At 43.6% G+C, this 19,095-nt stretch carries 18 protein-coding genes, 1 tRNA gene and 1 pseudogene; 6 read left to right on the forward strand and 14 right to left on the reverse strand.

Translation table 11 applies throughout. The features are described from left to right. Window positions 1-1,839 (reverse strand): annotated as a pseudogene (locus tag V7K73_RS00310) (CHAT domain-containing protein); the annotation flags it as partial. A 348-nt stretch (window positions 1,840-2,187) separates the two neighbouring features. On the opposite strand from V7K73_RS00310, the gene V7K73_RS00315 reads away from it, so the two are divergent. Together V7K73_RS00315 and V7K73_RS00320 are read left to right on the forward strand one after the other, a co-directional pair. Continuing rightward, on the forward strand, window positions 2,188-2,457 hold the full coding sequence (locus tag V7K73_RS00315; RefSeq protein WP_334876072.1) for a DUF2281 domain-containing protein: 270 nt from the start codon (window positions 2,188-2,190) through the stop codon (window positions 2,455-2,457). Then, window positions 2,444-2,788: a type II toxin-antitoxin system PemK/MazF family toxin gene (locus V7K73_RS00320; protein ID WP_334876074.1), complete on the forward strand. Its 345-nt coding sequence runs from the start codon at window positions 2,444-2,446 to the stop codon at window positions 2,786-2,788. Before V7K73_RS00315 ends, V7K73_RS00320 begins: the two co-directional genes overlap by 14 nt. Window positions 2,789-2,938: 150 nt before the next feature. Here V7K73_RS00320 and V7K73_RS00325 read toward each other — a convergent pair whose 3' ends face one another. Together V7K73_RS00325 and V7K73_RS00330 are read right to left on the reverse strand one after the other, a co-directional pair. Beyond that, entirely contained in the window at window positions 2,939-3,217 is a 279-nt protein-coding gene (locus tag V7K73_RS00325) for a BrnA antitoxin family protein (RefSeq protein WP_334876076.1), read from the reverse strand. Beyond that, entirely contained in the window at window positions 3,180-3,458 is a 279-nt protein-coding gene (locus tag V7K73_RS00330; RefSeq protein WP_334876078.1) for a BrnT family toxin, read from the reverse strand. The genes V7K73_RS00325 and V7K73_RS00330 overlap by 38 nt, the downstream gene beginning before the upstream one ends. Before the next feature lie 564 nt (window positions 3,459-4,022). Here V7K73_RS00330 and V7K73_RS00335 point away from each other — a divergent pair. Continuing rightward, complete coding sequence (locus V7K73_RS00335; RefSeq protein WP_334876080.1) at window positions 4,023-4,460, forward strand: hypothetical protein; 438 nt, start codon at window positions 4,023-4,025, stop codon at window positions 4,458-4,460. A 357-nt stretch (window positions 4,461-4,817) separates the two neighbouring features. Here the strand turns inward: V7K73_RS00335 and V7K73_RS00340 are convergent. Next, window positions 4,818-4,889: transfer RNA gene (locus V7K73_RS00340), tRNA-Thr, on the reverse strand. 33 nt (window positions 4,890-4,922) lie between these two features. Here V7K73_RS00340 and V7K73_RS00345 point away from each other — a divergent pair. Beyond that, a complete protein-coding gene (locus V7K73_RS00345; RefSeq protein ID WP_334876082.1) occupies window positions 4,923-5,216 on the forward strand; it encodes a DUF3493 domain-containing protein in 294 nt (97 codons plus the stop codon). Window positions 5,217-5,409: 193 nt separating this feature from the next. Here the strand turns inward: V7K73_RS00345 and V7K73_RS00350 are convergent, their stop codons facing one another. Further along, complete coding sequence (locus V7K73_RS00350; protein ID WP_334876084.1) at window positions 5,410-7,104, reverse strand: DUF1565 domain-containing protein; 1,695 nt, start codon at window positions 7,102-7,104, stop codon at window positions 5,410-5,412. Between the two features lie 412 nt (window positions 7,105-7,516). On the opposite strand from V7K73_RS00350, the gene V7K73_RS00355 reads away from it, so the two are divergent. Next, window positions 7,517-8,053 (forward strand): alpha/beta hydrolase, encoded by a 537-nt coding sequence (locus V7K73_RS00355; RefSeq protein ID WP_334876086.1) that lies wholly within the window; start codon window positions 7,517-7,519, stop codon window positions 8,051-8,053. Here V7K73_RS00355 and V7K73_RS00360 read toward each other — a convergent pair. The 8 genes from V7K73_RS00360 to V7K73_RS00395 all read right to left on the reverse strand — a co-directional run bounded on the left by V7K73_RS00360 (window position 8,050) and on the right by V7K73_RS00395 (window position 16,765). Further along, window positions 8,050-8,247, reverse strand: coding sequence for a hypothetical protein (locus V7K73_RS00360; RefSeq protein WP_334876088.1), 198 nt, complete (start codon window positions 8,245-8,247; stop codon window positions 8,050-8,052). The two genes, V7K73_RS00355 and V7K73_RS00360, sit on opposite strands and share 4 nt — an antisense overlap. Window positions 8,248-8,431: 184 nt before the next feature. Further along, complete coding sequence (locus V7K73_RS00365; protein WP_334876090.1) at window positions 8,432-9,052, reverse strand: low-complexity tail membrane protein; 621 nt, start codon at window positions 9,050-9,052, stop codon at window positions 8,432-8,434. Between the two features lie 103 nt (window positions 9,053-9,155). Then, window positions 9,156-12,323 (reverse strand): translation initiation factor IF-2, encoded by a 3,168-nt coding sequence (gene infB / locus V7K73_RS00370; RefSeq protein ID WP_334876092.1) that lies wholly within the window; start codon window positions 12,321-12,323, stop codon window positions 9,156-9,158. Between the two features lie 90 nt (window positions 12,324-12,413). Next, the gene (locus V7K73_RS00375; RefSeq protein WP_334876094.1) at window positions 12,414-12,698 is read right to left on the reverse strand and encodes a hypothetical protein; all 285 of its coding nucleotides are present in this window, start codon (window positions 12,696-12,698) and stop codon (window positions 12,414-12,416) included. A gap of 105 nt (window positions 12,699-12,803) precedes the next feature. Beyond that, window positions 12,804-13,073, reverse strand: a complete 270-nt coding sequence (locus V7K73_RS00380) for a YlxR family protein (RefSeq protein WP_334797507.1) — start codon at window positions 13,071-13,073, stop codon at window positions 12,804-12,806. A 148-nt stretch (window positions 13,074-13,221) separates the two neighbouring features. Beyond that, a complete protein-coding gene (gene nusA / locus V7K73_RS00385; RefSeq protein ID WP_334876096.1) occupies window positions 13,222-14,508 on the reverse strand; it encodes a transcription termination factor NusA in 1,287 nt (428 codons plus the stop codon). A 180-nt stretch (window positions 14,509-14,688) separates the two neighbouring features. Beyond that, window positions 14,689-15,150, reverse strand: a complete 462-nt coding sequence (gene rimP / locus V7K73_RS00390) for a ribosome maturation factor RimP (RefSeq protein ID WP_334876098.1) — start codon at window positions 15,148-15,150, stop codon at window positions 14,689-14,691. A 196-nt stretch (window positions 15,151-15,346) separates the two neighbouring features. Beyond that, a complete protein-coding gene (locus tag V7K73_RS00395) occupies window positions 15,347-16,765 on the reverse strand; it encodes a hypothetical protein (protein WP_334876099.1) in 1,419 nt (472 codons plus the stop codon). A 432-nt stretch (window positions 16,766-17,197) separates the two neighbouring features. Here V7K73_RS00395 and V7K73_RS00400 point away from each other — a divergent pair, with 432 nt between their 5' ends. Then, on the forward strand, window positions 17,198-17,863 hold the full coding sequence (locus tag V7K73_RS00400; RefSeq protein WP_334876101.1) for a peptidoglycan-binding domain-containing protein: 666 nt from the start codon (window positions 17,198-17,200) through the stop codon (window positions 17,861-17,863). A gap of 31 nt (window positions 17,864-17,894) precedes the next feature. On the opposite strand, the gene V7K73_RS00405 is transcribed toward V7K73_RS00400, so the two are convergent. Beyond that, window positions 17,895-18,788: an SDH family Clp fold serine proteinase gene (locus V7K73_RS00405; RefSeq protein WP_334876103.1), complete on the reverse strand. Its 894-nt coding sequence runs from the start codon at window positions 18,786-18,788 to the stop codon at window positions 17,895-17,897. Window positions 18,789-19,095 lie beyond the last annotated feature (307 nt).

The following is a 19,095-nucleotide window of genomic DNA, read 5'->3' on the forward strand; positions in this document are numbered from 1 at the left end:
TGCTGCCCAATCAACAGGCAAAGCTTCTCTGGTTCTGACAGTTAAAGCAGCAGTATAAGCCGCGATCGCATTTTCGATGTTATCTGCCCTGTCTCGTTTTATTCTCTTGCTGTAGGCAACAGCGAGATTATTTTGCGTTGCTGCCCAATCAACAGGCAAAGCTTCTCTGGTTCTGACAGTTAAAGCAGCAGTATAAGCCGCGATCGCATTTTCGATGTTATCTGCCCTGTCTCCTTTTATTCTCTTGCTGTGGGCAACAGCGAGATTATTTTGCATTGCTGCCCAATCTTGAGGGAAAGTTTTTTCTTTGTAGATAGTTAAAGCGGCAGTATAAGCCGCAATCACATTTTCGATGTTATCTGCCTTATTTCCTTTAATTCTCTCGCTGTAGGCATTTGCGAGATTATTTTGCGTCATTGCCCATTCTTGAGGCAAAGTTTCTTCTTTGTAGACAGTTAAAGCAGCAGTATAAGCCGCGATCGCATTTTCGATGTTATCTGCCCTATCTCCTTTAATTCTATCCCTGTAGGCAAGTCCGAGATTATTTTGCGTTGCTGCCCAATCAACAGGCAAAGCTTTTCTAGTTCTGACAGTTAAAGCAGCAGTTAAAGCCGCGATCCTATTTTCGATATTGTCTGCTCTGTCTCCTTTTATTCTCTTGCTGTAGGCAAGTGCGAGATTATTTTGCGTTGCTGCCCATTCTTGAGGCAAAGTTTCTTCTTTGTAGACAGTTAAAGCGGCAGTATAAGCAGCGATCGCATTTTCGATGTTATCTGCCCTGTCTCCTTTAATTCTATCCCCGTAGGCAGTAGCTAGATTATTTTGCGTCATTGCCCAATCAATAGGCAAAGCTTTTCTGGTTCTGACAGTTAAAGCAGCAGTATAAGCCGCGATCGCATTTTCGATGTTATCTGCCCTATCTCCTTTAATTCTATCCCCGTAGGCAGTAGCTAGATTATTTTTCGTTGCTGCCCATTCTTGAGGCAAAGCTTCTTCTTTGTAGACAGTTAAAGCAGCTGTATAAGCAGCGATCGCATTTTCGATATTCTCTGCCTTGTCTCCTTTAATTCTCTCCCTGTAGGCAATTGCGAGATTATTTTTCGTTGCTGCCCATTCTTGAGGCAAAGCTTCTTCTTTGTAGACAGTTAAAGTAGCAGTATGAGCAGCGATCGCATTTTCGATATTCTCTGCCTTGTCTCCTTTAATTCTCTCCCTGTAGGCACCAGCGAGATTATTTTTCGTTGCTGCCCAATGTTGAGGCAAAGCTTCTTCTTTGTAGACAGTTAGCACGAATTCATAGCCAGTAATAGCAATTTCCATATTGCTGCCTTTGTCACCCAAGGGGAATTTCTGAATTAGACCGCTAAAATAGAAAATATCTTTTGCTAGGGATTTCGCCTCATTTGCTTCCGCTTCCCCCAGTATATTTGTCGCCCAACGGCGCAATATTTCTGCTAACACCCCGTCGAGTTTGTCTGTATTCTTTGCCAGCAAGGGGTAAACTACCTGGGAATTGCCTTCACTTTGTGCGGTTGCTCGTAATACCTCCATCAAGAATTGGATATATGCTTGTCCCTCCTCCTCACTGAGAGATTGCAAATCTACTTGATTATCTAGATTCAACGCTTCCCCTAGTTGCATTGCCAAATTTCGCAAACTATTCGCTGTCTTCTCATCCCCGTGTTGGGAACACATCTGTGCTACTTCTTCTATCTTCTGAAAGAAGCCAGCATCAAGTAATTCTTGGTTTGCTGCTAAAATTTTTGGTCTTTCACCACTGGGAGAATCTAACAGGCTGCGAATAAGGTTGAGATAGGCTTGCTGACGCTGTTCGTTCATGGGTAAGAGCGTGAGAAGTAATTTTATGATGAGATAAATTCAACACCAACGTCCTAAATTCCAGAAAAACGTAGAATTTCATCACAAATGATGTGTTTCTGACAATGAAAGAACCTCGTGGATGAGTGTTTTTTACTTGTGAATAGACAATATACTGATTTTGCGGTAAGCGTTGGCGCAGCCTCTCGTAGAGAAGCTATGCCGTTAGGCTTATCGCCTTCCTTGTCGCAGACATCACTCCTATAAAATAGTGCGTAGGCGCAGCCCGCCGTAGGCATCGCCGATCTTGTACCTTACAATCAAAATAATAAGTAATATTAATCCTTATAAATTCCAAAAGGAGTAATTATGAGTACCGAAACAGCCCTATGGAAAATCATCGAAAGTTTGCCCAATTCCCTGAAAATTGAACTTTTACATTATGCCGAATATTTAATCACTAAATCTTCAACACTTCCACAAGTCGAAGATGTAACTGTTTTAGAAACCAATACAGAAGAAAGAGAAAATTGGCAATCCTTCTCTTTAAATAACTTAAATCAATGTTATGCAGAAGATGAACCAGAATATGCTGTAGAATCAATTAAAGAGTATAACCCTAATTATGAAAGAAGGTAACATTATACTAACTCCTATTCCTCAAGCAAATGGAGAAATAAAAAACCGTCCTACGCTGATTTTGAGAGAAATGCCAAAATATCAAGACTTTTTGATATGTGGGATTAGTACACAATTAAAACAATATATTCCTAACTTTGACGAAATCATTTCACCTAATGATGATGATTTTCAATCCAGTGGTTTAGTTCGTCAATCTGTTATTAGATTAAGTTTTTTAGCTGTCATTACTCGTAACAGTATAATTGGCTCAATTGGCACAATATCAACAGAAAGGCATAAAAAATTATTACATAATCTTAGTCAATATCTAATTCAATTAATAGAGTAATCGCCGCAGACATCAATCCTACAAAATAGTGCGGGCTACGCCAACGCATTTTTGATTTCGGGGTTGGCATTTATTATTTTTGTGTTTGCAATTATAGATTTGGCGATGCCTGGGTTGGGCTACGCCAACGCGTTTGTTATTTTTAAATTGTTACACTGTTCGCTGTTCGTCGCAGTTTTCGATGTAACGACGTAAAACAGAGTTGATTAAAGTTTTATATTCTCCGCTTTGAGCTTGAAACCACTCTAGTATATCTGGCTCAATCTGTACCAGTTGATGTGCTTGAGGTGCGGGAACTCGGAGAGTAGCTTTCTGAAAAAAATCTTCTGTCAATGGTGGAATATCAGAGTAGTCAATTTCTTCATCGTTCATTGACTCCAATGCTGTCCAGTTAGTACGAGAGGTATTTCTCAAGTTTTTGTCGTTCATACCGATTTGCCCTTCGTGCTGAAATGATCCGAATCAGATTATTTTTACGTTCTGTCCAAACTACAACCACTACACCGTTACCGAGGAAACCTATACCCAACCAATGATCTTCACCGTAATCAAAACGATCATCTAACTCAATTAGCATTGGACTTGCAAACATCTCAGGAACATCGGCGAAATCAATCTCATGTTTGCGAATATTCTCTAAATTTTTCGCCTCATCCCACTCAAACTGCATGAAAATTTAGACACCGTAATTAAACTGTCTCTATTATCCGGCATTATATCCCAATACACTTGGTGGATAATGACTTCCAACTTCTGACTTCATTTTTCATCGATTTTGCGATCGCAATTATTATTTCGGGGTACGCGTTTGCTATTTCGGGGTACGCATTTGTTATTTCCGCGTAAGCATTTATAGATTTGGCGATTGCAATTGTTATTTCGGGGTACGCAATTATTATTTCGGGGTACGCATTTGCTATTTCGGGGTTCGCGTTTGTTATTTCGGGGTTCGCGTTTGTTATTTCGGGGTACGCATTTGCTATTTCGGGGTACGCGTTTGCTATTTCGGGGTTCGCGTTTGCTATTTCGGGGTACGCATTTATTGATTTTGTGATTACTGTTGCTGATTGTACTTAATTCTCAAACAACAAATCGATATAAAAAATGAGTAAAAACACAGGTAAAGTCGTAATTATTTCGTTGAACTTTTAATCAAATAAATCCACAAAACTACCCATCTCAGGCAAAAGGACACTCCACTATCTTGAAAAAGTAATTAAAAAAAAGATATCTCATGTCTTTAAAAACTCGTGGTTCTGCTGCTATTGACAAAGCCCAACTTCGTCTCGCCTTGCTTAAATCTATTGATGAAAATCTGGATTTAGGACATGGGTTAACCATTGAAGCTTACAACCACCTAATCAACACTACCCGTGCGATGCTAGAAGCTAATAATACGCTGGTTTCTAATCTGGAAGAATCGCGTAAAACAGTAACCCAGATGGATAAAGCTCTCTCCGAATTGTCTGAACGAATGCTAAGTGGAGTTGCAAGTGTCTACGGCAGAAACAGTATAGAGTATTCCAAGGCTGGCGGCTCCAATCGAAAACGAACTAAACAATCTAGTTCAAAAGTTACTCCAGTTGTAGCGGTTCTTACTACTCAACCTACTCAAGCTGCAATTGCAAATGCGTCAACTAACGGTAATGGCACAACTCCTTTGCTGCAATAATCCACCTAGCTTGAAAATGGGAGTAGGGGTGTTAAATCACAGAATTCAATTCTGTTAGCGGTAGCGGGGCGTTTAGCCCATTCTGGCTCACATAGGCTGCGCCCTAAGCGTAGCTATGCCGCAGGCTTTACGGCTACGCTACTTCGACTACGCTTAGTACAAGTCAGGACAGGCTCGGCGACCACCTGACTCCTGAATTCTGTTTTGATAATTTGTCACCAATACATACGGAAGCAAATTACTAGGTTTGATGACAATAATTTGTCACTACGACATTAATCTGTCACCGACGAGGAATAATTAGTCACTGTACACTTGATTTATGTCAAACTTTAGTATTGAGCAATACTTTATCAAAGCCGATGATGGGATTTGAACCCACGGCCTGCTGATTACGAATCAGCTGCTCTACCACTGAGCCACATCGGCGTACACAATCTAAGAGTATAACATGATTTAATCATGGTAAATCAAAATCTCAAAAATCGCCTTAAGCCTGAACAATATGCCAGCCTGAAAGCAGAAATAGCCGCTCCTTATCGTGGCTTCCGACAATTTTTCTACATCGCTTTCGGTGCTTCTGGCTTCCTCGGTGCATTCGTCTTTTTCTTCCAAGTGCTTGCCGGACGCGATGTTGAAAGCGCAATGCCAAGTTTAGCTCTCCAAGTAGCGATCGTTGCCTTAATGGTTTTCCTCTGGCGCTGGGAGCAGCATCGGCAACAACGCCCCCAATCGGGTAAAAATCCTAATTCTTGACCCTATTGGTCTTTATCCCCGTTGCAAAACTTAATTACCTTAGCGTAGCGTTAGCGACATAGGAGCGTCATTACGAATTACGAATTACGTACAGCCCTTTGGGCATGAAAACCGCGCAGCGTGCCGGAGGCTCTATTACGAATTATTTAATGGAAGCGCCAGACTGATAATTTGTTAGTCTGGCGCTTCCAATTTACTGAGCTGTTACCAAATAGGATGAAGGAATTGCTTGAGCGCGTCCAGCATTGACGAGTGCCTGGTAAACAAAGGCAGCAACTTCGGCTCTAGTCGCCTGACGATTAGGATTAAGTTGCTTGGCTGTGGGATAGTTGATCACTAATTGCCGTGCAGTTGCCGCCGCCATAGGAGCGATCGCATAATTAGGAATCTGAGCAGCATCGGTGTAAAAGGAAAGGATATTCTGATTATTCGCAGTTAAGCCCAAACCATTAGCTAAAGCGACTAAGGCTTGCACTCTAGGAATTTGCTGCTGTGGCTTAAAAGTTCCATCAGGATAACCAGAAACAAATTGACTCTGGTAAGCAGATTGAATTGCCGCGTAAGCCCAGAAATTGCTTGCTACATCCTTAAACTTAATGCTTGGGCGTTTGCTTGCTGGTGTTAGGGCTTTATTGACAATAGTGGCGAATTGAGCGCGGGTTACAGGTTCGTTGGGTTTAAAGCTGCCATCAGGAAAGCCAGCAATGATATTTTGGGAAGCTAAAGCTTCGATGTAGGCTTTTGCCCAGTAATTTGCTGCTACATCTTTAAAGGCGGTAGCCCCTCCAGGTGGTGGGTTAACAGTTGCGGCAACAAAATCTACTGAGCCAAAAATCTTTTTCTGATCGATATCGTTGCCAACAGCGACAATTTGACCAGTTTTAGTGGCGTTGTTCACATCATAACGAGTGTTATTGCGAATTAAATTTCCACCAGGATTTTCGTTAGTGCCGAGGTCAGGTAAAGCATTGACAGTTGCTACTAGACCATCCCGCTTATTGTTCTGAATGACATTTTTACGCAATACGGGCTTTGCTGACTCTGAGATAAAAAGACCGTCTTGGTTTTCGATAATTTGATTTTCCACAATTTGGGGTGTGGAAGTGCCACCGATCGCTAGACCAAAACCAGTATCCTGAAATAAGTTATTCCGAATTTCTCCTTGAGCGGCTCTAGCAATTGAAATCCCATTACCTTTGTTTTGTACAAAGACGTTACTTTCAATTTTCGGATTGCCTGTACCCGTGACAAAAACACCCTCTCGAACACTGTTAGTAAAAGTACTGTTTGTGATAATCGGATTGGTTGACTCCACCCACACACCCGTACCCCGGCTATTTGGGTTGGTGACGGTGACACCTGCGATCGTAGTATCTTGCTGGGCAAGGATGGTAATGTCCTGTCTGGCAAAGGTGCGACTCGTGTAGAAACCTCCACCTGTAATCAATATCCCCTGACCTTTAGTAGTTTCATCACCGCGCAGTGTCACCCCTGGTTTAAGCAAGAGTGGGAAGGTTTCGCCACTTTCCTGGTTATAGTTCCCAGGTGCTAATTGAATAACTGCACCTGGTTGGGCTTGACTAAGAGCAAAACTTATGCTCTTGTAAGGTGCAGTTGAGGTTGCACCAGCACCAGCACTATCTGTACCCGTTGCTGGATTAACGTAAATAGCTGCGGCTGTTGCAGGAGCTTGCACTGTAAGAGTTGGGGCGATAGCTTCTGGATGAGTAGCGCCAGCATTAACCTCTTCAGGTAGTAGTATTGACCCACTAGAGACAACAAGCATTGCCGTTAGTCCGGCTCCCACGCGTAAAGTATATCTGAGATGACTGCTAGAAAGAAGGCGAAAAATCTCCGTTAGAGAAATGTGAAAACCCCGGTATTTCATTTTTTGAGTCTGTGATGTGCTGAATTATGGTGTGTCGAACAAGGTTAAAGGTAGCAGCTTTGTAGCTGCTGTAAAACCCATGCAAAACTATACTGGATGATTAGCACTGATTCAGCTAAATTCCTTAGATAGATCACAGAACTTATACATTAGTTATATTTTTTATTCAGAAAATTTTACTAGTACTGTGTCAAGCCAACTTTGAAGGGTAAAAGAACCAACCTTATTAGGCACAGATGTACTAGGGCTTTCGGGATGAGGCATCTATCAACAAGTCTCTCGCTGCCTTGTCTAAGCGCTCATCCTGGCTACTGAATGATTTATTTTTTAGTATTCCCTCAAGCCAGATGCCGCAACTCATACTGCTGGAATACCATCACAGGAAAAGCAAACCTATTGGAAATGGGAACAAATGCGTTTTAAATTTTTGGGGCTGCGTCGCACTTTAGTTTTGGTAGGTAGTACCTGCCTTCTACTTTTGTCCACTCCTGCCTTTGCTGCTGAACAAGTGGTGCTAAATTATGGTATTTTGCGTGAATCACTTTCAGTCGAGGAGCTATCGACTTTTGCCCAAACAGGTGAACTTTCACCTTCACTACGAGTTAATTTGGCTTTGGCGCGACAAGATCCTAAAGCGATCCGTCAGTATTTGACGGAGCCGATGAAGGTAAACCTTGTATTTTTAGATAGAGTGCTCAATAGCCGGATTGGTAATATTATTTTAGATCAAATTAGTCAAGTTATTTATACACCGTCTCACAGAGCAGATCGGCAGGCTTTGCGAGCCGCTTTGGTAATTTCTGCGAGTCAAGATGGGCAGGTGTCGCTAATCAAAATTGTTAAAAATTATCCCACAAATGAAGTCGAAGTTGATGGAAAACGCTTACAGGGTGCATACCGTCAACTCCGCCGCTTGCAAACAAGCCTACAAGATTTATTTGGTGTTTAGTAAGCTAAAGTTTCTAAAGTTTCTCTTAAATACCGTTGTACCTGTTGTTCTAAGCGAATTCCGTGTAATTGAGCATCGCGTTCTAGTTGCCAGCGTTGAAAACCGGAACTAGTGGAGATCGCACTTTTGAGGCTATACCAAATTTCAGTATCAGCAGGAAATTGGCGATCGCTAGAAGCTGGAATTTGAGCCATAGTTTCTCATTCCTTTATTTTAACTTCAACGGTAATTGGGCATTGGCATTGGGCAATTTAATTTTGGATTTTGGATTAAATTTTAATATAAAATCCCAAATCTAAAATCTCAAATTCTTACTCCCCTGCTCCTCTACTACTTATTTCTAGCCCTTTAAAGTCAAATAATATACTTTACGGGCTGCTACGAATCTGTATTAATCCTAAACAAGGATTCCAACAATCGGGGGACGATTTGATTAACCCGTACTCCTAAAATTGTGAAATCCTGCTTAATCTTTTCTAAAGATAATGGCTCTATGCCAGCGAATTCTGTGTCATTAGTCACTAAAACTCGCATTACACTCACAGGTATTTGTAAAAATAGATTGCTGCCTAAAAACGCTAACCCCGCAAACACTAGTGCAACGCTACGCCATTGTGGGAGAAATTTAGCTGAATTTGCGACTAATGGGGCAATTTGGTAAAGCTGCCACAGCACCCAAACTGACAATACTGCTGCTACTAATGCCAGGATACGATTTAACTTTGTATTAATTAAACAGAGAATTTTTCGCTGCCGCTCGGTCAAATTTTCTGGCTTTAAGGCTATTCCTAAAAGAGCAAATATATAAAAAGGGCGACGCAACTGCATCCATAGCAGGGGGAGAATCCCAATAGCGGCAACTAAAAATAGCTCCATCCAGACTGGTAAAAACGGCTCGCCTACAGACAAAAACAATAAGCAGAGGACTAAAAAAACAGGCAGCGTCGCCAATCCAGCGACGTGAATCCACAAAATAGGTTCAGAGCGAAATGAATGCATAATAAAAAGTTATGAGTTAAGAGTTAGGAGTTAGGAGTTAAAGGCTGCTAATTCCTAACTCCTAATTTATTACTCCTAACTTCTAACCATTTTACCCTTAACACTATCTCGTTAAGGTGAGAGTGCGGCGCTTCGTAACCATCTGATAGGATTCGATGATGTCACCTTCAACCCAGTCATTGAATTTATCCATGCCGACACCGCATTCATAACCGGCGTTGACCTCACGGGTATCTTCTTTCATCCGTTTTAGGGAGTCAAGGACGCCTTCAAAGATCACCTTACCACCGCGTCGCACTCTGACTTTGCAGTTGCGAACTAGCTTGCCAGATTGAACGTAGCAACCGGCAACAGCACCGCGACCGACTGGGAAGACGGCACGGACTTCGGTTTGACCCAAGGGTTCTTCCACCAACTCTGGTTCCAAAAGACCTTCCAAGGCATCTTGGATATCTTCTAGGAGTTTGTAGATCACGTTGTATTCTCGAACATCTACACCCGCTTCATCGGCGGCTTGTCTTGCACCACTAGCGAAGGTGGTGTTGAAGCCAATAATTACAGCGTTACTGGCAGCTGCTAAGTCGATATCTGTCTCGGTGATTTCTCCAGCAGTAGCCAAGAGCATCCGAATTTGGACTTCGTTTTGCGGGATTTGCTTGAGCGCTCCCACAATGGCTTCCACCGAACCTTGTACGTCTCCCTTCAAGATCAAGTTGAGTTCTTTCAACTCGCCTTCTTGGGCTTGAGCGGACAGGGTTGTAAGGGTAACACGACCTTGTAACAGGCGGGATAGGCGTTGTCTGTCGGCGCGATCGCTAGCGAGCGCTCTGGCTTCTTTTTCGTTCTGGAAGACCTCGAACTCGTCGCCTGCTGCTGGCACATCACTTAAACCTAATACCTCGACAGCAAAGGAAGGAGAAGCAATATCTACTCTCTTGCCTCTGTCATCGACCATCGCCCGGACTTTACCGAAGGCCGAACCAGCTACCAAGATATCTCCTACATGCAGGGTGCCATTCTGAATTAGCAGGGTAGCAACTGCTCCCTTGGCTTTATCCAGATGTGCTTCAATTACAGTTCCTTTAGCAGCCCGATCTGGGTTGGCAGATAGTTCTCCAACCTCTGCTACTAAGAGAATCATCTCTAAGAGCGTATCCAGGTTTTCGCCTCTGATGGCGCTCACGGGAACCATAATTGTCTCACCACCCCAGTCTTCTGCGGTTAGACCATACTGAGTGAGTTCTTGTTTAACGCGCTCTGGCTGTGCGCCTTCTTTGTCAATTTTGTTGATTGCAACAACAATTGGCACTCCCGCAGCTTGGGCGTGGCTAATGGCTTCAATCGTTTGAGGACGGACACCATCATCAGCAGCTACTACCAACACGGCAATGTCTGTTACCCGCGCTCCTCTAGCCCGCATTGCTGTAAAGGCTTCGTGACCAGGAGTATCCAGGAAGACTATCTGCTGTGGTTTGCCCTCGTGTACTACATCCACATGGTATGCACCGATGTGTTGAGTAATACCACCAGCTTCGCCAGCAGCCACTTTTGTTTTGCGGATTGAGTCGAGCAGGGTTGTTTTACCGTGGTCTACGTGACCCATAATTGTCACGACTGGCGGACGGCGGAGGAGATATTCAAAGTCTTCTGCGCCGACCATTTCCGTAACTTTCCGAGCTTCTGCTTCTCGCTCGGCGGTTTCGACTTCTATTTCTAGTTCTTTTCCTACTAGGGTAATTGTGGGAATATCTAGATTTTGGGTGATACTCACCGCCATGCCTTTGAGGAACAGGATTTTCACAATCTCTGTATCGGGAACGGCTAAAACGTCAGCCAGTTCTTGTACAGTCAAGGGGCCTGTGATCGCCACTTTTGCTGGACGATCGCGCTTGGTGTCAGCTTCTTGTTGCTGGCGACGGTTATTGTGATTGTCACGGCTAGAACCAGACTTAGAACCAGGTTTTCTACTGCCTCTAGCAGTTGGGGCGCTAGCAAGGGCTGCACTTGGCATCTGCACAGGTCGAGTCGCTTTGGGTTTGGGAGGACGAGCGATGGAAAGGCTGACTTGGACGGTGGCTGGTGAGTCTAGATCGTCATCATCTAGCAAATCTTCTTCAAACTCATCATCCAGTATCGGCTTGATTCGCTTGCCTTTGACGCCAGCTTTAGCCTTCTCTTTAACTTCGTCAATTATTTCCTCTTCAACCCACTTTTTGCCGCCTTTGGTGGGGCGAGGTGGACTTGGCCGTTTCAAATCGAGGAGATCGGGTGCGATGACTGGCTCATCACCCAATCCTTGAGATTTGCCCGCTATTCCTGACATCTGTCTGGGTGGAGTAGCGATCGGCATTGCGGCTGCTACTGCTTCACCAGGACGGGCTGGCCTGGGTCGTTGCCCCTCTCCTAGTTGGGATGGTGCAGATGGTCTATTGCCCCTCTGCTCTGGTCTACTAGGTGCAGGGGTGGGTCGAGCCTGTCTTTGTGGTGCAGTTTGCACAGACGGGTCAGTTGGCAGTTTAGCAACTCTGGGCTTAATTTGTTCGCGATCGCCTTCGACAGGCCGTTGCCGTTGGTCGCGTTTAAGGATCGGTTTATCTGCCTGAGATACTTGTTCATCTGCCACCGCCACCTGGGCTTCTTCTGCCGCCGGCCTTGCCGGAGGGGCAACTAGTTGCGGTTTGATCGGTTTTTCCGCTTTCGGTCTGGGTGCAACTATTTTTTCCGGTTTTGGCGATGCTATTTTTTCCGGTGGCTGATTTGGATTAGGCGTTTGTTCTAAGTCTGTGACAGGAGGTTGCTCTTGAGTCTCAGATTGAGTCCGGGGCACAGGTCGAGTTGGTGCTGCCGGCTTCATGGGTGAGACTGGTGTAGCGAAAGGCCGTGGTGGAGAGGGAGGATTAGCTTCAGACAAGGCAGCTTGGGTATTGGTAGCAACTGACGCCTCTGGGGCGTTGGAGGTAGTATTTCTCAATATTTTGGGTTTGCGTATTTCCAAAATTTGCTGTTTGTGGGGTGCAGCAGGTCGGGCAGATCCGCCGTTTGGTGGTGAGTTTGGTTTCTGGCTGGTTGTACGTAGTTCCTTTTTGGCGGAGACATTCGTCGCTGCGAGTTTTTCCGCAGCTGTACGGATGCTTTCTGCCTCGGATTCTGAAATCGTGCTGCTATGACTTTTGACCGCAATATCGAGCTGGTCGCAAATTGCTAGTAGCTCTTTGTTATCCAAATTCAATTCCTTTGATAATTCATAGATTCTAACTTTGCCGTTGTTCATCCACTCTTCCCCTTTAATTTACAGTTTTAGCGGATGGTTGCCTGGGAGTGCGACATCTCCATCCTTGGATTACTGTTTTTAGACTGCCGTTCAGTTTTTGCCGGTGCCTCCAATCAGGAAAGAGAGATGTTTCGGTTTAATAATGGCATCCCCACCAGGAATGATGGTTAAGGGACACCCATAAAAATTTTTTAAAAGATTTTTATAGGAACCCCTGACGCCGAACTGCGCCTGAGCGCTACCAGGTTGCCATTTTGTAGTTTCTTGTTTTGGTGATTCTGAGCCTTCCACAACACAATCGATTACATCTTTATTCTGGGAATCTTGCCTCGCCCCTCTTAAATTATTGGAGAGCCGAATACCTTTTACACCCATTTACTATTTTGGCACTAACCTTAACGAGCAACAGAGGGTGTCATGAAAGCGCGACTTCGGCTTTCGCACTATTTCTCTGGTGATTACGTCACAAAGTTGTTCCAATTAAATTTGGTTTTGGGTATTAGTGCGGGCTAGACGTTGCGACAAGCTTTGGTACAGTGTTTCTGGCACTGATGCATGTAGCGATCGCCCTAGTCGATTTTTTTTTTGAGCTGCTTGTAGGCAACTCGTTTCGGGACAAATATAGGCAGAACGCCCCATGCCCTGATCTAATTGTACCTTTCCCGATGGAAAGACGCGGACAATCCGCCAAAACTCATCTTTTGACCCTACTTTCCGGCAACTAATACAGCGCCGATAATTTGGTTTCATCGCTTTTGTGTGATCTCAGTCCAGCATTCTGGATGTAAAAATAAGTTTATTATTACTATTTTTTACTCATACCAACTAGCTTTTGAGAAAATAAGCTAAGAGACTGAGACTACAATCTACAGTATCAAAACTTTACAAATTTAATCAATTATTCATCATCGTCTTTGTCAAAACTATCCTCATCTTCTAATCCGTCCTGATTTTCATCCTCGAATTCTTCCTCATATTCAAGATCGTCTTCCTCTGATTGCTCTGATTGATATTTTGTTCTTACAGCCATAAATTTGGCATCTTCTCCGGCATAGTCGTATTTAGCTTTGTCTTTGATGTCTATTTTCCAACCAGTTAGACGGGCTGCCAAACGAACATTTTGTCCTTCTTTGCCTATGGCCAAACTCAATTGGTCTTCAGCCACTAGTACGTGAGTTTGCCGGGATTCTGGGTCCATCAGACGGACTTCATCGACTCGGGCTGGACTTAAGGCATTAGCGATATATGTTGCTGGGTCTGGCGACCAGCGAATTACATCTATTTTTTCACCGCGTAATTCGTTGACTACCACTTGAATTCGCGATCCCCTGGCTCCGATACAAGCGCCTACTGGATCTACATCGCGATCGAGGGTATCTACTGCTATTTTAGTCCGGGGTCCGACATAACGGGAGGGGGGGTTTGCCTCCCTCGCTACGGCAACAATCCGTACCACCTCATCTTCAATTTCTGGGACTTCGTTAGCAAATAGATAAACCACTAAACCAGCATCAGCACGAGACACAAGCAACTGTGGCCCTCGTTGCTGACCTTGGGAGACTTTTTTGAGATATACCTTAAAGGTGGCATTTGCTCGATAATTATCGTTGGGCAGCTGTTCCCGCTTCGGTAATTCGGCTTCTACTTCTGGCTGACCAAAGCCACTGCTAACTGCCAAAACCACTGATTGTCGCTCAAACCGCAGGACTCTTGCTTGCAGGACAGTTCCTTCTAAATCTTGGAATTCTTCTTGCACCATTTGGCGCTGTTGATCCCGTAATTTTTGCGCTAGTACCTGCTTGGTTTGCATCGCCGCCATCCGACCAAACTCTCCTTGATCGGGGGTCACATCCAGCACCACAGAGTCCCCTAACTGCGCTTCGGGAGCTACTTGTTGAACTTCATCTAGAGAAATCTGATGGTCTGTATTATTGACTGCTTCGACAATGGTTTTGGTGGAAAGAACGCGAAATCCTTCTTCTTCAATATCGAGTTCTACTTCAAAATTCTCAAAATAATCTTCGTCAAACTGTTTGCGTTCTAAATTTTGGGCGCGACGATAACGTTCGTAGCCTTTTAGTAGTGCTTCTCTAATAGCTGATTGAACTGCAAGACGAGGTAAATTCCGCTCTCGACTGATACTTTCAATTAATTCTTTTAATCCAGGTAAAGTAACCATTGACATAAGCAATCTCCTTTAAAAATTAGGGAATGGGGAGTGGGGAGTAGGGACTGAAAACTACGCATTAGAGCCAGAGATTAGAAAATAGTTTTACACTAACCTCTAATCTCTAGCCCTAGTTCCTAACCTTTAGCCTTGAGCCAAGGTGTTCTAATCTCTAACTCCTAAGCCTTAGCCCTTTGTTTATCGGCGCTCGTCTAGTTGCACCTTAGTAATTAGGGAGCGGGGAATTTCGACTACACGACCTTTTTGGTTTAAGTAAAGTGCTGTCTCATCCCGGCGAATCAACTGACCTGTCCACTCTTGTTGTCCTTCGTAAGGGGGCGTTGTGGAGATAATGACAGGAAATCCTTTAAAGGAAATAAACTCCCTGTCTGTTACCAGTTGCCGCGAAATCCCAGGACTAGAGACTTCCAAGACGTATGCATCTGGAACGATTTGGGCAGCATCTAAGGAGGTTTCTAAAGCACGGCTCATCCTCTCACAATCATTTAACCCGGTGTCTTGCTCAGGATTGCGAATGTCTACCCGCAAAACTGGTGGACTTTGGTTGGTGTGAAAAACCACGCCAACCACTTCCAATCCCAGTTCTTCTGCTACTGGTGTCGCCAAATCAATAATTTGTGGAATTAAAGGATGAGCCATGAGAGAATTCAATAAAAAAAGTGGGCATTGACCCACTTCCTGCGATAGGTATATCTTCCAAGAAGTCTTGTGACGAACCAATTATGATTCGCCTAATTCGAGTTTAGCGCATTTCTTTTATAGTCGTGTATTGGGGATTGGGCATGGGGCATTGGGTATTGGTTATTAATTCTTGTCCCTCACTCCCTCATCTCCCTCATCTTTTCACTACTACTGGAACTGATACTTGTGTTCGTAGCTTTCTGGTTTGCTCGATAATTTGGTCTATGTCTTCTTGAGACAAACGCTGGACGTAGTTGAGTTTGATTTCTTCTAAGAAGTCAAAAAGTAAACTCTGAATTTCTGAAAGTACGTGTTTTTCCTTGATTTGAGATCCTAAGACTTTGCTAAAGGTTTCTACTAGTTGACTGGTGAGTTTTGCGCCCACGGGGTCTTCAACAGCGCTAACTAAAGTTTTGTAAAGATTAGTTGTGATTTGAGTCGCCAGTTGTTCGCTTAACTGGGTTTGGGCTTGTCCCACGCCAGGGAGGTTTTGCAGGTTGCGATAGACGGGGACTTGATGGAAGACGGTTTCGATGTTGTGGCGCAAAATGGCTACGATCGCAGGTTGGATTTCGGGTAAGACTTGGTAGACAATTGTCTTTACTAAAAGACCTGCGATCGCTTCGACTTCATTCACATTATTAATATCTATGTAGGGACGTAAATTTTCTTGTTGTGAAAGCCAGCGCGTTAACTCACCCTTCTGTATTGAACCCTGAACCTGATTAATTACCCTCACCACTACAATTTCTGTAAGTTCTTCGGCAAAGTTAGCGACAATCCCTTGATTAATTTGCTTTCGCACTGGATGCAGATTCAATAACTGCACTTGATCGAGGCGGACTACTACAGGTATGATTCGCAGCCACCGCCAAAATGGCAGTAGTAAAAATAGGTCGTACCAACGCCACAAAACTGCTTCAAACCAGCTAAAACCAGGATGTTGGCGTCTGATTAAGAAAGTGCGCCCCAGCAATTCTACGCCAAATAAAATCAGAAAGGGTAAGTCAATAATCCAGAAATTATCAACAAATTCGCCATTTTCACCGATTTGGCGGAAGTAGTTAGAGGCAATTAAAGGGCGGATGCTCTGGTTGAAAAAATTAATTTCTTTAACCCAGCCATTTTGTGATAGGTATGGCTGACTCCAGAAAGTTGCAAAGGACTGTTTTGCAGATTCATTACCGATGTGCGATCGCATCCGCTTTTTGATTTTTTCCAGAGTCCCACTTTTATTCACTCCCGCAAACGGGTTACTGTCAATCATCTCGCTGCTAAGATGACTTATTTGTATTAGCCTGCTATTTACTTGAGAAGACTCTAACCCTGTTTCCCTGACTTGTTGTTCTAATGCGTCTACCGTTTCTAAATAACTTTTTGTGTCTCGATGGGGTTCAATACCTTTTATTGGGTCATAAATCTGAATAATTTGGGGAAGTTTTCGCAAGTAGAAATCTCGCCAAGGTACGTAACTTAAATTAAACAAAACTAAACCTAAATTTACGGTGGCAGTAATTGCCATAATTCTTTCAAACCAAAGATTCCCTTGCTTAGAAGATTTTATATTCTTCATTTTTTGTCATATATTATACATCTTTTGGGTGTTTGGAATATAAGCTCTTTCATTTATCGAAACAGAATTCAGGAGTCAGTCGCCAGAATACAAGAAGGGGACTTTGAACGAAGGACAAAACCCGCTCCGTTCGCGCAGCATCTCCGATTGCCCTGGCTCTAGCTTGACACAGGTAACAGATGTATGCACTACTGTAATTTAGTATTTAAGGGGTGGATTCAATTAAAATCAGGCTGTATCTCTGCTAATACAAGATACTTCTTTTGATGGATGACAGAAATTAGTTTTTGGATTCAAAGTTAAATTTGACAAAAATAAATCACAAATTATTCAAAAAATATTAAAAAATTGCAAAAAAAGTTATTAAACAAACTTAAAATGCAGCTGTTAACATTTATAATCCTGCTGATTTAACTCAAAGGAGTTTTAAGTATGTGGTGTGGGTTTGGAAAATCAAGCGCAAACTTTGCTGTTACTTGCCTGATAACTGCTAGCGTCGTAATTGCAGACACAGGTTTCGCAGCCTCTCAACGTAGCTATACCCCCCAGCAATTCCGTGCTGTGTTGCGAGGGTTAGGCTATAACGTCAAGGTCACAAATGGTGCTTTGACGGATGACCAAACTAAAAAGGCAATTCGTGAATTTCAGACGGGTTATAGGCTAAAACCAGTTGATGGGATAGCCGGGCCAAGAACCCAAGGTTTTGCTGCTAACATCATCAAAATTCTGCAAACAAATTTGAATGCTGTGCTCAAGCCTAATCCTCCCCTTCCCCGCGATCATTTTTATGGTCCTCAGATGGAAGCGGTGGTGAAGGAGTATCAGAAGAAATATCAGTTGCAAGAAACCGGAATTGCTAATTTAGCACTCCGCCAAAAGCTGAATGAAGAAGCAAAGACAGTCTTCACTCAGCCGACGGCTAAACCAACAACTACGCCAACGGCTAAACCGACGGCTAAACCGACAGCTAAACCGACAGCTAAACCGATGGCTACACCGACAGCTAAACCGATGGCTACACCGACAGCTAAACCGATGGCTACACCAACAGCTACGCCAACAGCTACACCAACAGCTACACCGACAGCTACACCCTAATCGCCACCAAAAACTCCTACCTCAAAACCTCTTAAGTCATTTGATTTGGTTCTTCTAGAGGTCTGCCCTTGGGCATAGGTAGAATTGGACGGCGGTCATTGTAAGGCATAGGAATGTACTGGACGCTGGGTCGGCCTCCTTGTGGCTGTGGGTACAAATCCATGAGATCATAAATAGAATGGGGCAGCCCGACAGTTACGGGCAGCCCCATTTCTGTTGCTTCCTCTATAGTGATGGGATAGTCGTGGGTGACGCGGCCGGTTGTCAAGGCTTCGATAATCGATTCGATATTTTCTGGCAGAACTTTCTGTTTAGGTATACTGTCTTTTAGCAGAGTTCGTACAAACCTCTGTACCTGCTGTATTGCTTTGCGTGAGAGGTCGGCCATAATTAGAGTTTGGTCATCAATCTCACTGATGGGTTTATCTTCAACTACTTTTAAGATACTCGCTGCTGGGTAGTTACCCAATTGGGGATCAACTGGCCCTAAGACAGCGTTAGCATCCATAATAATTTCATCGCTTGCGATCGCAAGCATGGTACCGCCACTCATGGCATAATGGGGTACAAAGACTGTAACTTTTGCCTGGTGGCGAATTAATGCTCTGGCGATTTGTTCTGTAGCTAAAACCAAACCACCAGGAGTATGCAAAATTAAGTCAATCGGTACATCTGGGGGTGTAAGGCGAATTGCTCGCAATATTTGTTCTGAGTCTTCGATAGTAATATAGCGAGATATGGGAATTCCCAGGAAGCTAAGGGACTCTTGGCGGTGAATGAGCAAAATCACCCGACTTTTGCGTTCCTGCTGGAATTCTTGTAAAGCACGCAAGCGCCGATATTCTATTTGACGTTTTTGCCAAAGGGGTTGCAAAGAAGTCAGAAGGAGAAAAATCCAGAATAAATCACCAATACCAAAGCCCATATAATTTCTTGCTCAAAAATAACGGTTGTCGTCATTATTGTGACAATTTATGGGCGATCGCATTTCTATCTGTAGGTTTAAAAATATTGAACCACATTAAGGAACGTAAATTAAATAAAATGCAAAACTTCATCAATTATCTCAATCCCTCTCCAATCTATCGGAGAGGGATTGAGGGTGAGGTAAGCTGTCGGACATAAATTGTATGTTATTTAATTCTTATTCATAAGCAAAAATATAGGAATCCGGTTTGATTCCTGAAATTATTTGCGTAGGCTGGGAGTGGGAGTAGGAAAGAAGACTTTTT

The organism is Nostoc sp., from assembly GCF_036916975.1.
In the GTDB taxonomy this organism is placed as follows: domain Bacteria; phylum Cyanobacteriota; class Cyanobacteriia; order Cyanobacteriales; family Nostocaceae; genus Nostoc.

Bases quoted from the DNA above. Each gene is read 5' to 3' on its own strand.
- V7K73_RS00315 (WP_334876072.1), top strand. From the start codon at position 2,188: ATGAGTACCGAAACAGCCCTATGGAAAATCATCGAAAGTTTGCCCAAT.
- V7K73_RS00320 (WP_334876074.1), top strand. From the start codon at position 2,444: ATGAAAGAAGGTAACATTATACTAACTCCTATTCCTCAAGCAAATGGA.
- V7K73_RS00325 (WP_334876076.1), bottom strand. From the start codon at position 3,217: ATGAACGACAAAAACTTGAGAAATACCTCTCGTACTAACTGGACAGCA.
- V7K73_RS00330 (WP_334876078.1), bottom strand. From the start codon at position 3,458: ATGCAGTTTGAGTGGGATGAGGCGAAAAATTTAGAGAATATTCGCAAA.
- V7K73_RS00335 (WP_334876080.1), top strand. From the start codon at position 4,023: ATGTCTTTAAAAACTCGTGGTTCTGCTGCTATTGACAAAGCCCAACTT.
- V7K73_RS00345 (WP_334876082.1), top strand. From the start codon at position 4,923: ATGGTAAATCAAAATCTCAAAAATCGCCTTAAGCCTGAACAATATGCC.
- V7K73_RS00350 (WP_334876084.1), bottom strand. From the start codon at position 7,104: ATGAAATACCGGGGTTTTCACATTTCTCTAACGGAGATTTTTCGCCTT.
- V7K73_RS00355 (WP_334876086.1), top strand. From the start codon at position 7,517: ATGCGTTTTAAATTTTTGGGGCTGCGTCGCACTTTAGTTTTGGTAGGT.
- V7K73_RS00360 (WP_334876088.1), bottom strand. From the start codon at position 8,247: ATGGCTCAAATTCCAGCTTCTAGCGATCGCCAATTTCCTGCTGATACT.
- V7K73_RS00365 (WP_334876090.1), bottom strand. From the start codon at position 9,052: ATGCATTCATTTCGCTCTGAACCTATTTTGTGGATTCACGTCGCTGGA.
- infB (WP_334876092.1), bottom strand. From the start codon at position 12,323: ATGAACAACGGCAAAGTTAGAATCTATGAATTATCAAAGGAATTGAAT.
- V7K73_RS00375 (WP_334876094.1), bottom strand. From the start codon at position 12,698: ATGGGTGTAAAAGGTATTCGGCTCTCCAATAATTTAAGAGGGGCGAGG.
- V7K73_RS00380 (WP_334797507.1), bottom strand. From the start codon at position 13,073: ATGAAACCAAATTATCGGCGCTGTATTAGTTGCCGGAAAGTAGGGTCA.
- nusA (WP_334876096.1), bottom strand. From the start codon at position 14,508: ATGTCAATGGTTACTTTACCTGGATTAAAAGAATTAATTGAAAGTATC.
- rimP (WP_334876098.1), bottom strand. From the start codon at position 15,150: ATGGCTCATCCTTTAATTCCACAAATTATTGATTTGGCGACACCAGTA.
- V7K73_RS00395 (WP_334876099.1), bottom strand. From the start codon at position 16,765: ATGAAGAATATAAAATCTTCTAAGCAAGGGAATCTTTGGTTTGAAAGA.
- V7K73_RS00400 (WP_334876101.1), top strand. From the start codon at position 17,198: ATGTGGTGTGGGTTTGGAAAATCAAGCGCAAACTTTGCTGTTACTTGC.
- V7K73_RS00405 (WP_334876103.1), bottom strand. From the start codon at position 18,788: ATGGGCTTTGGTATTGGTGATTTATTCTGGATTTTTCTCCTTCTGACT.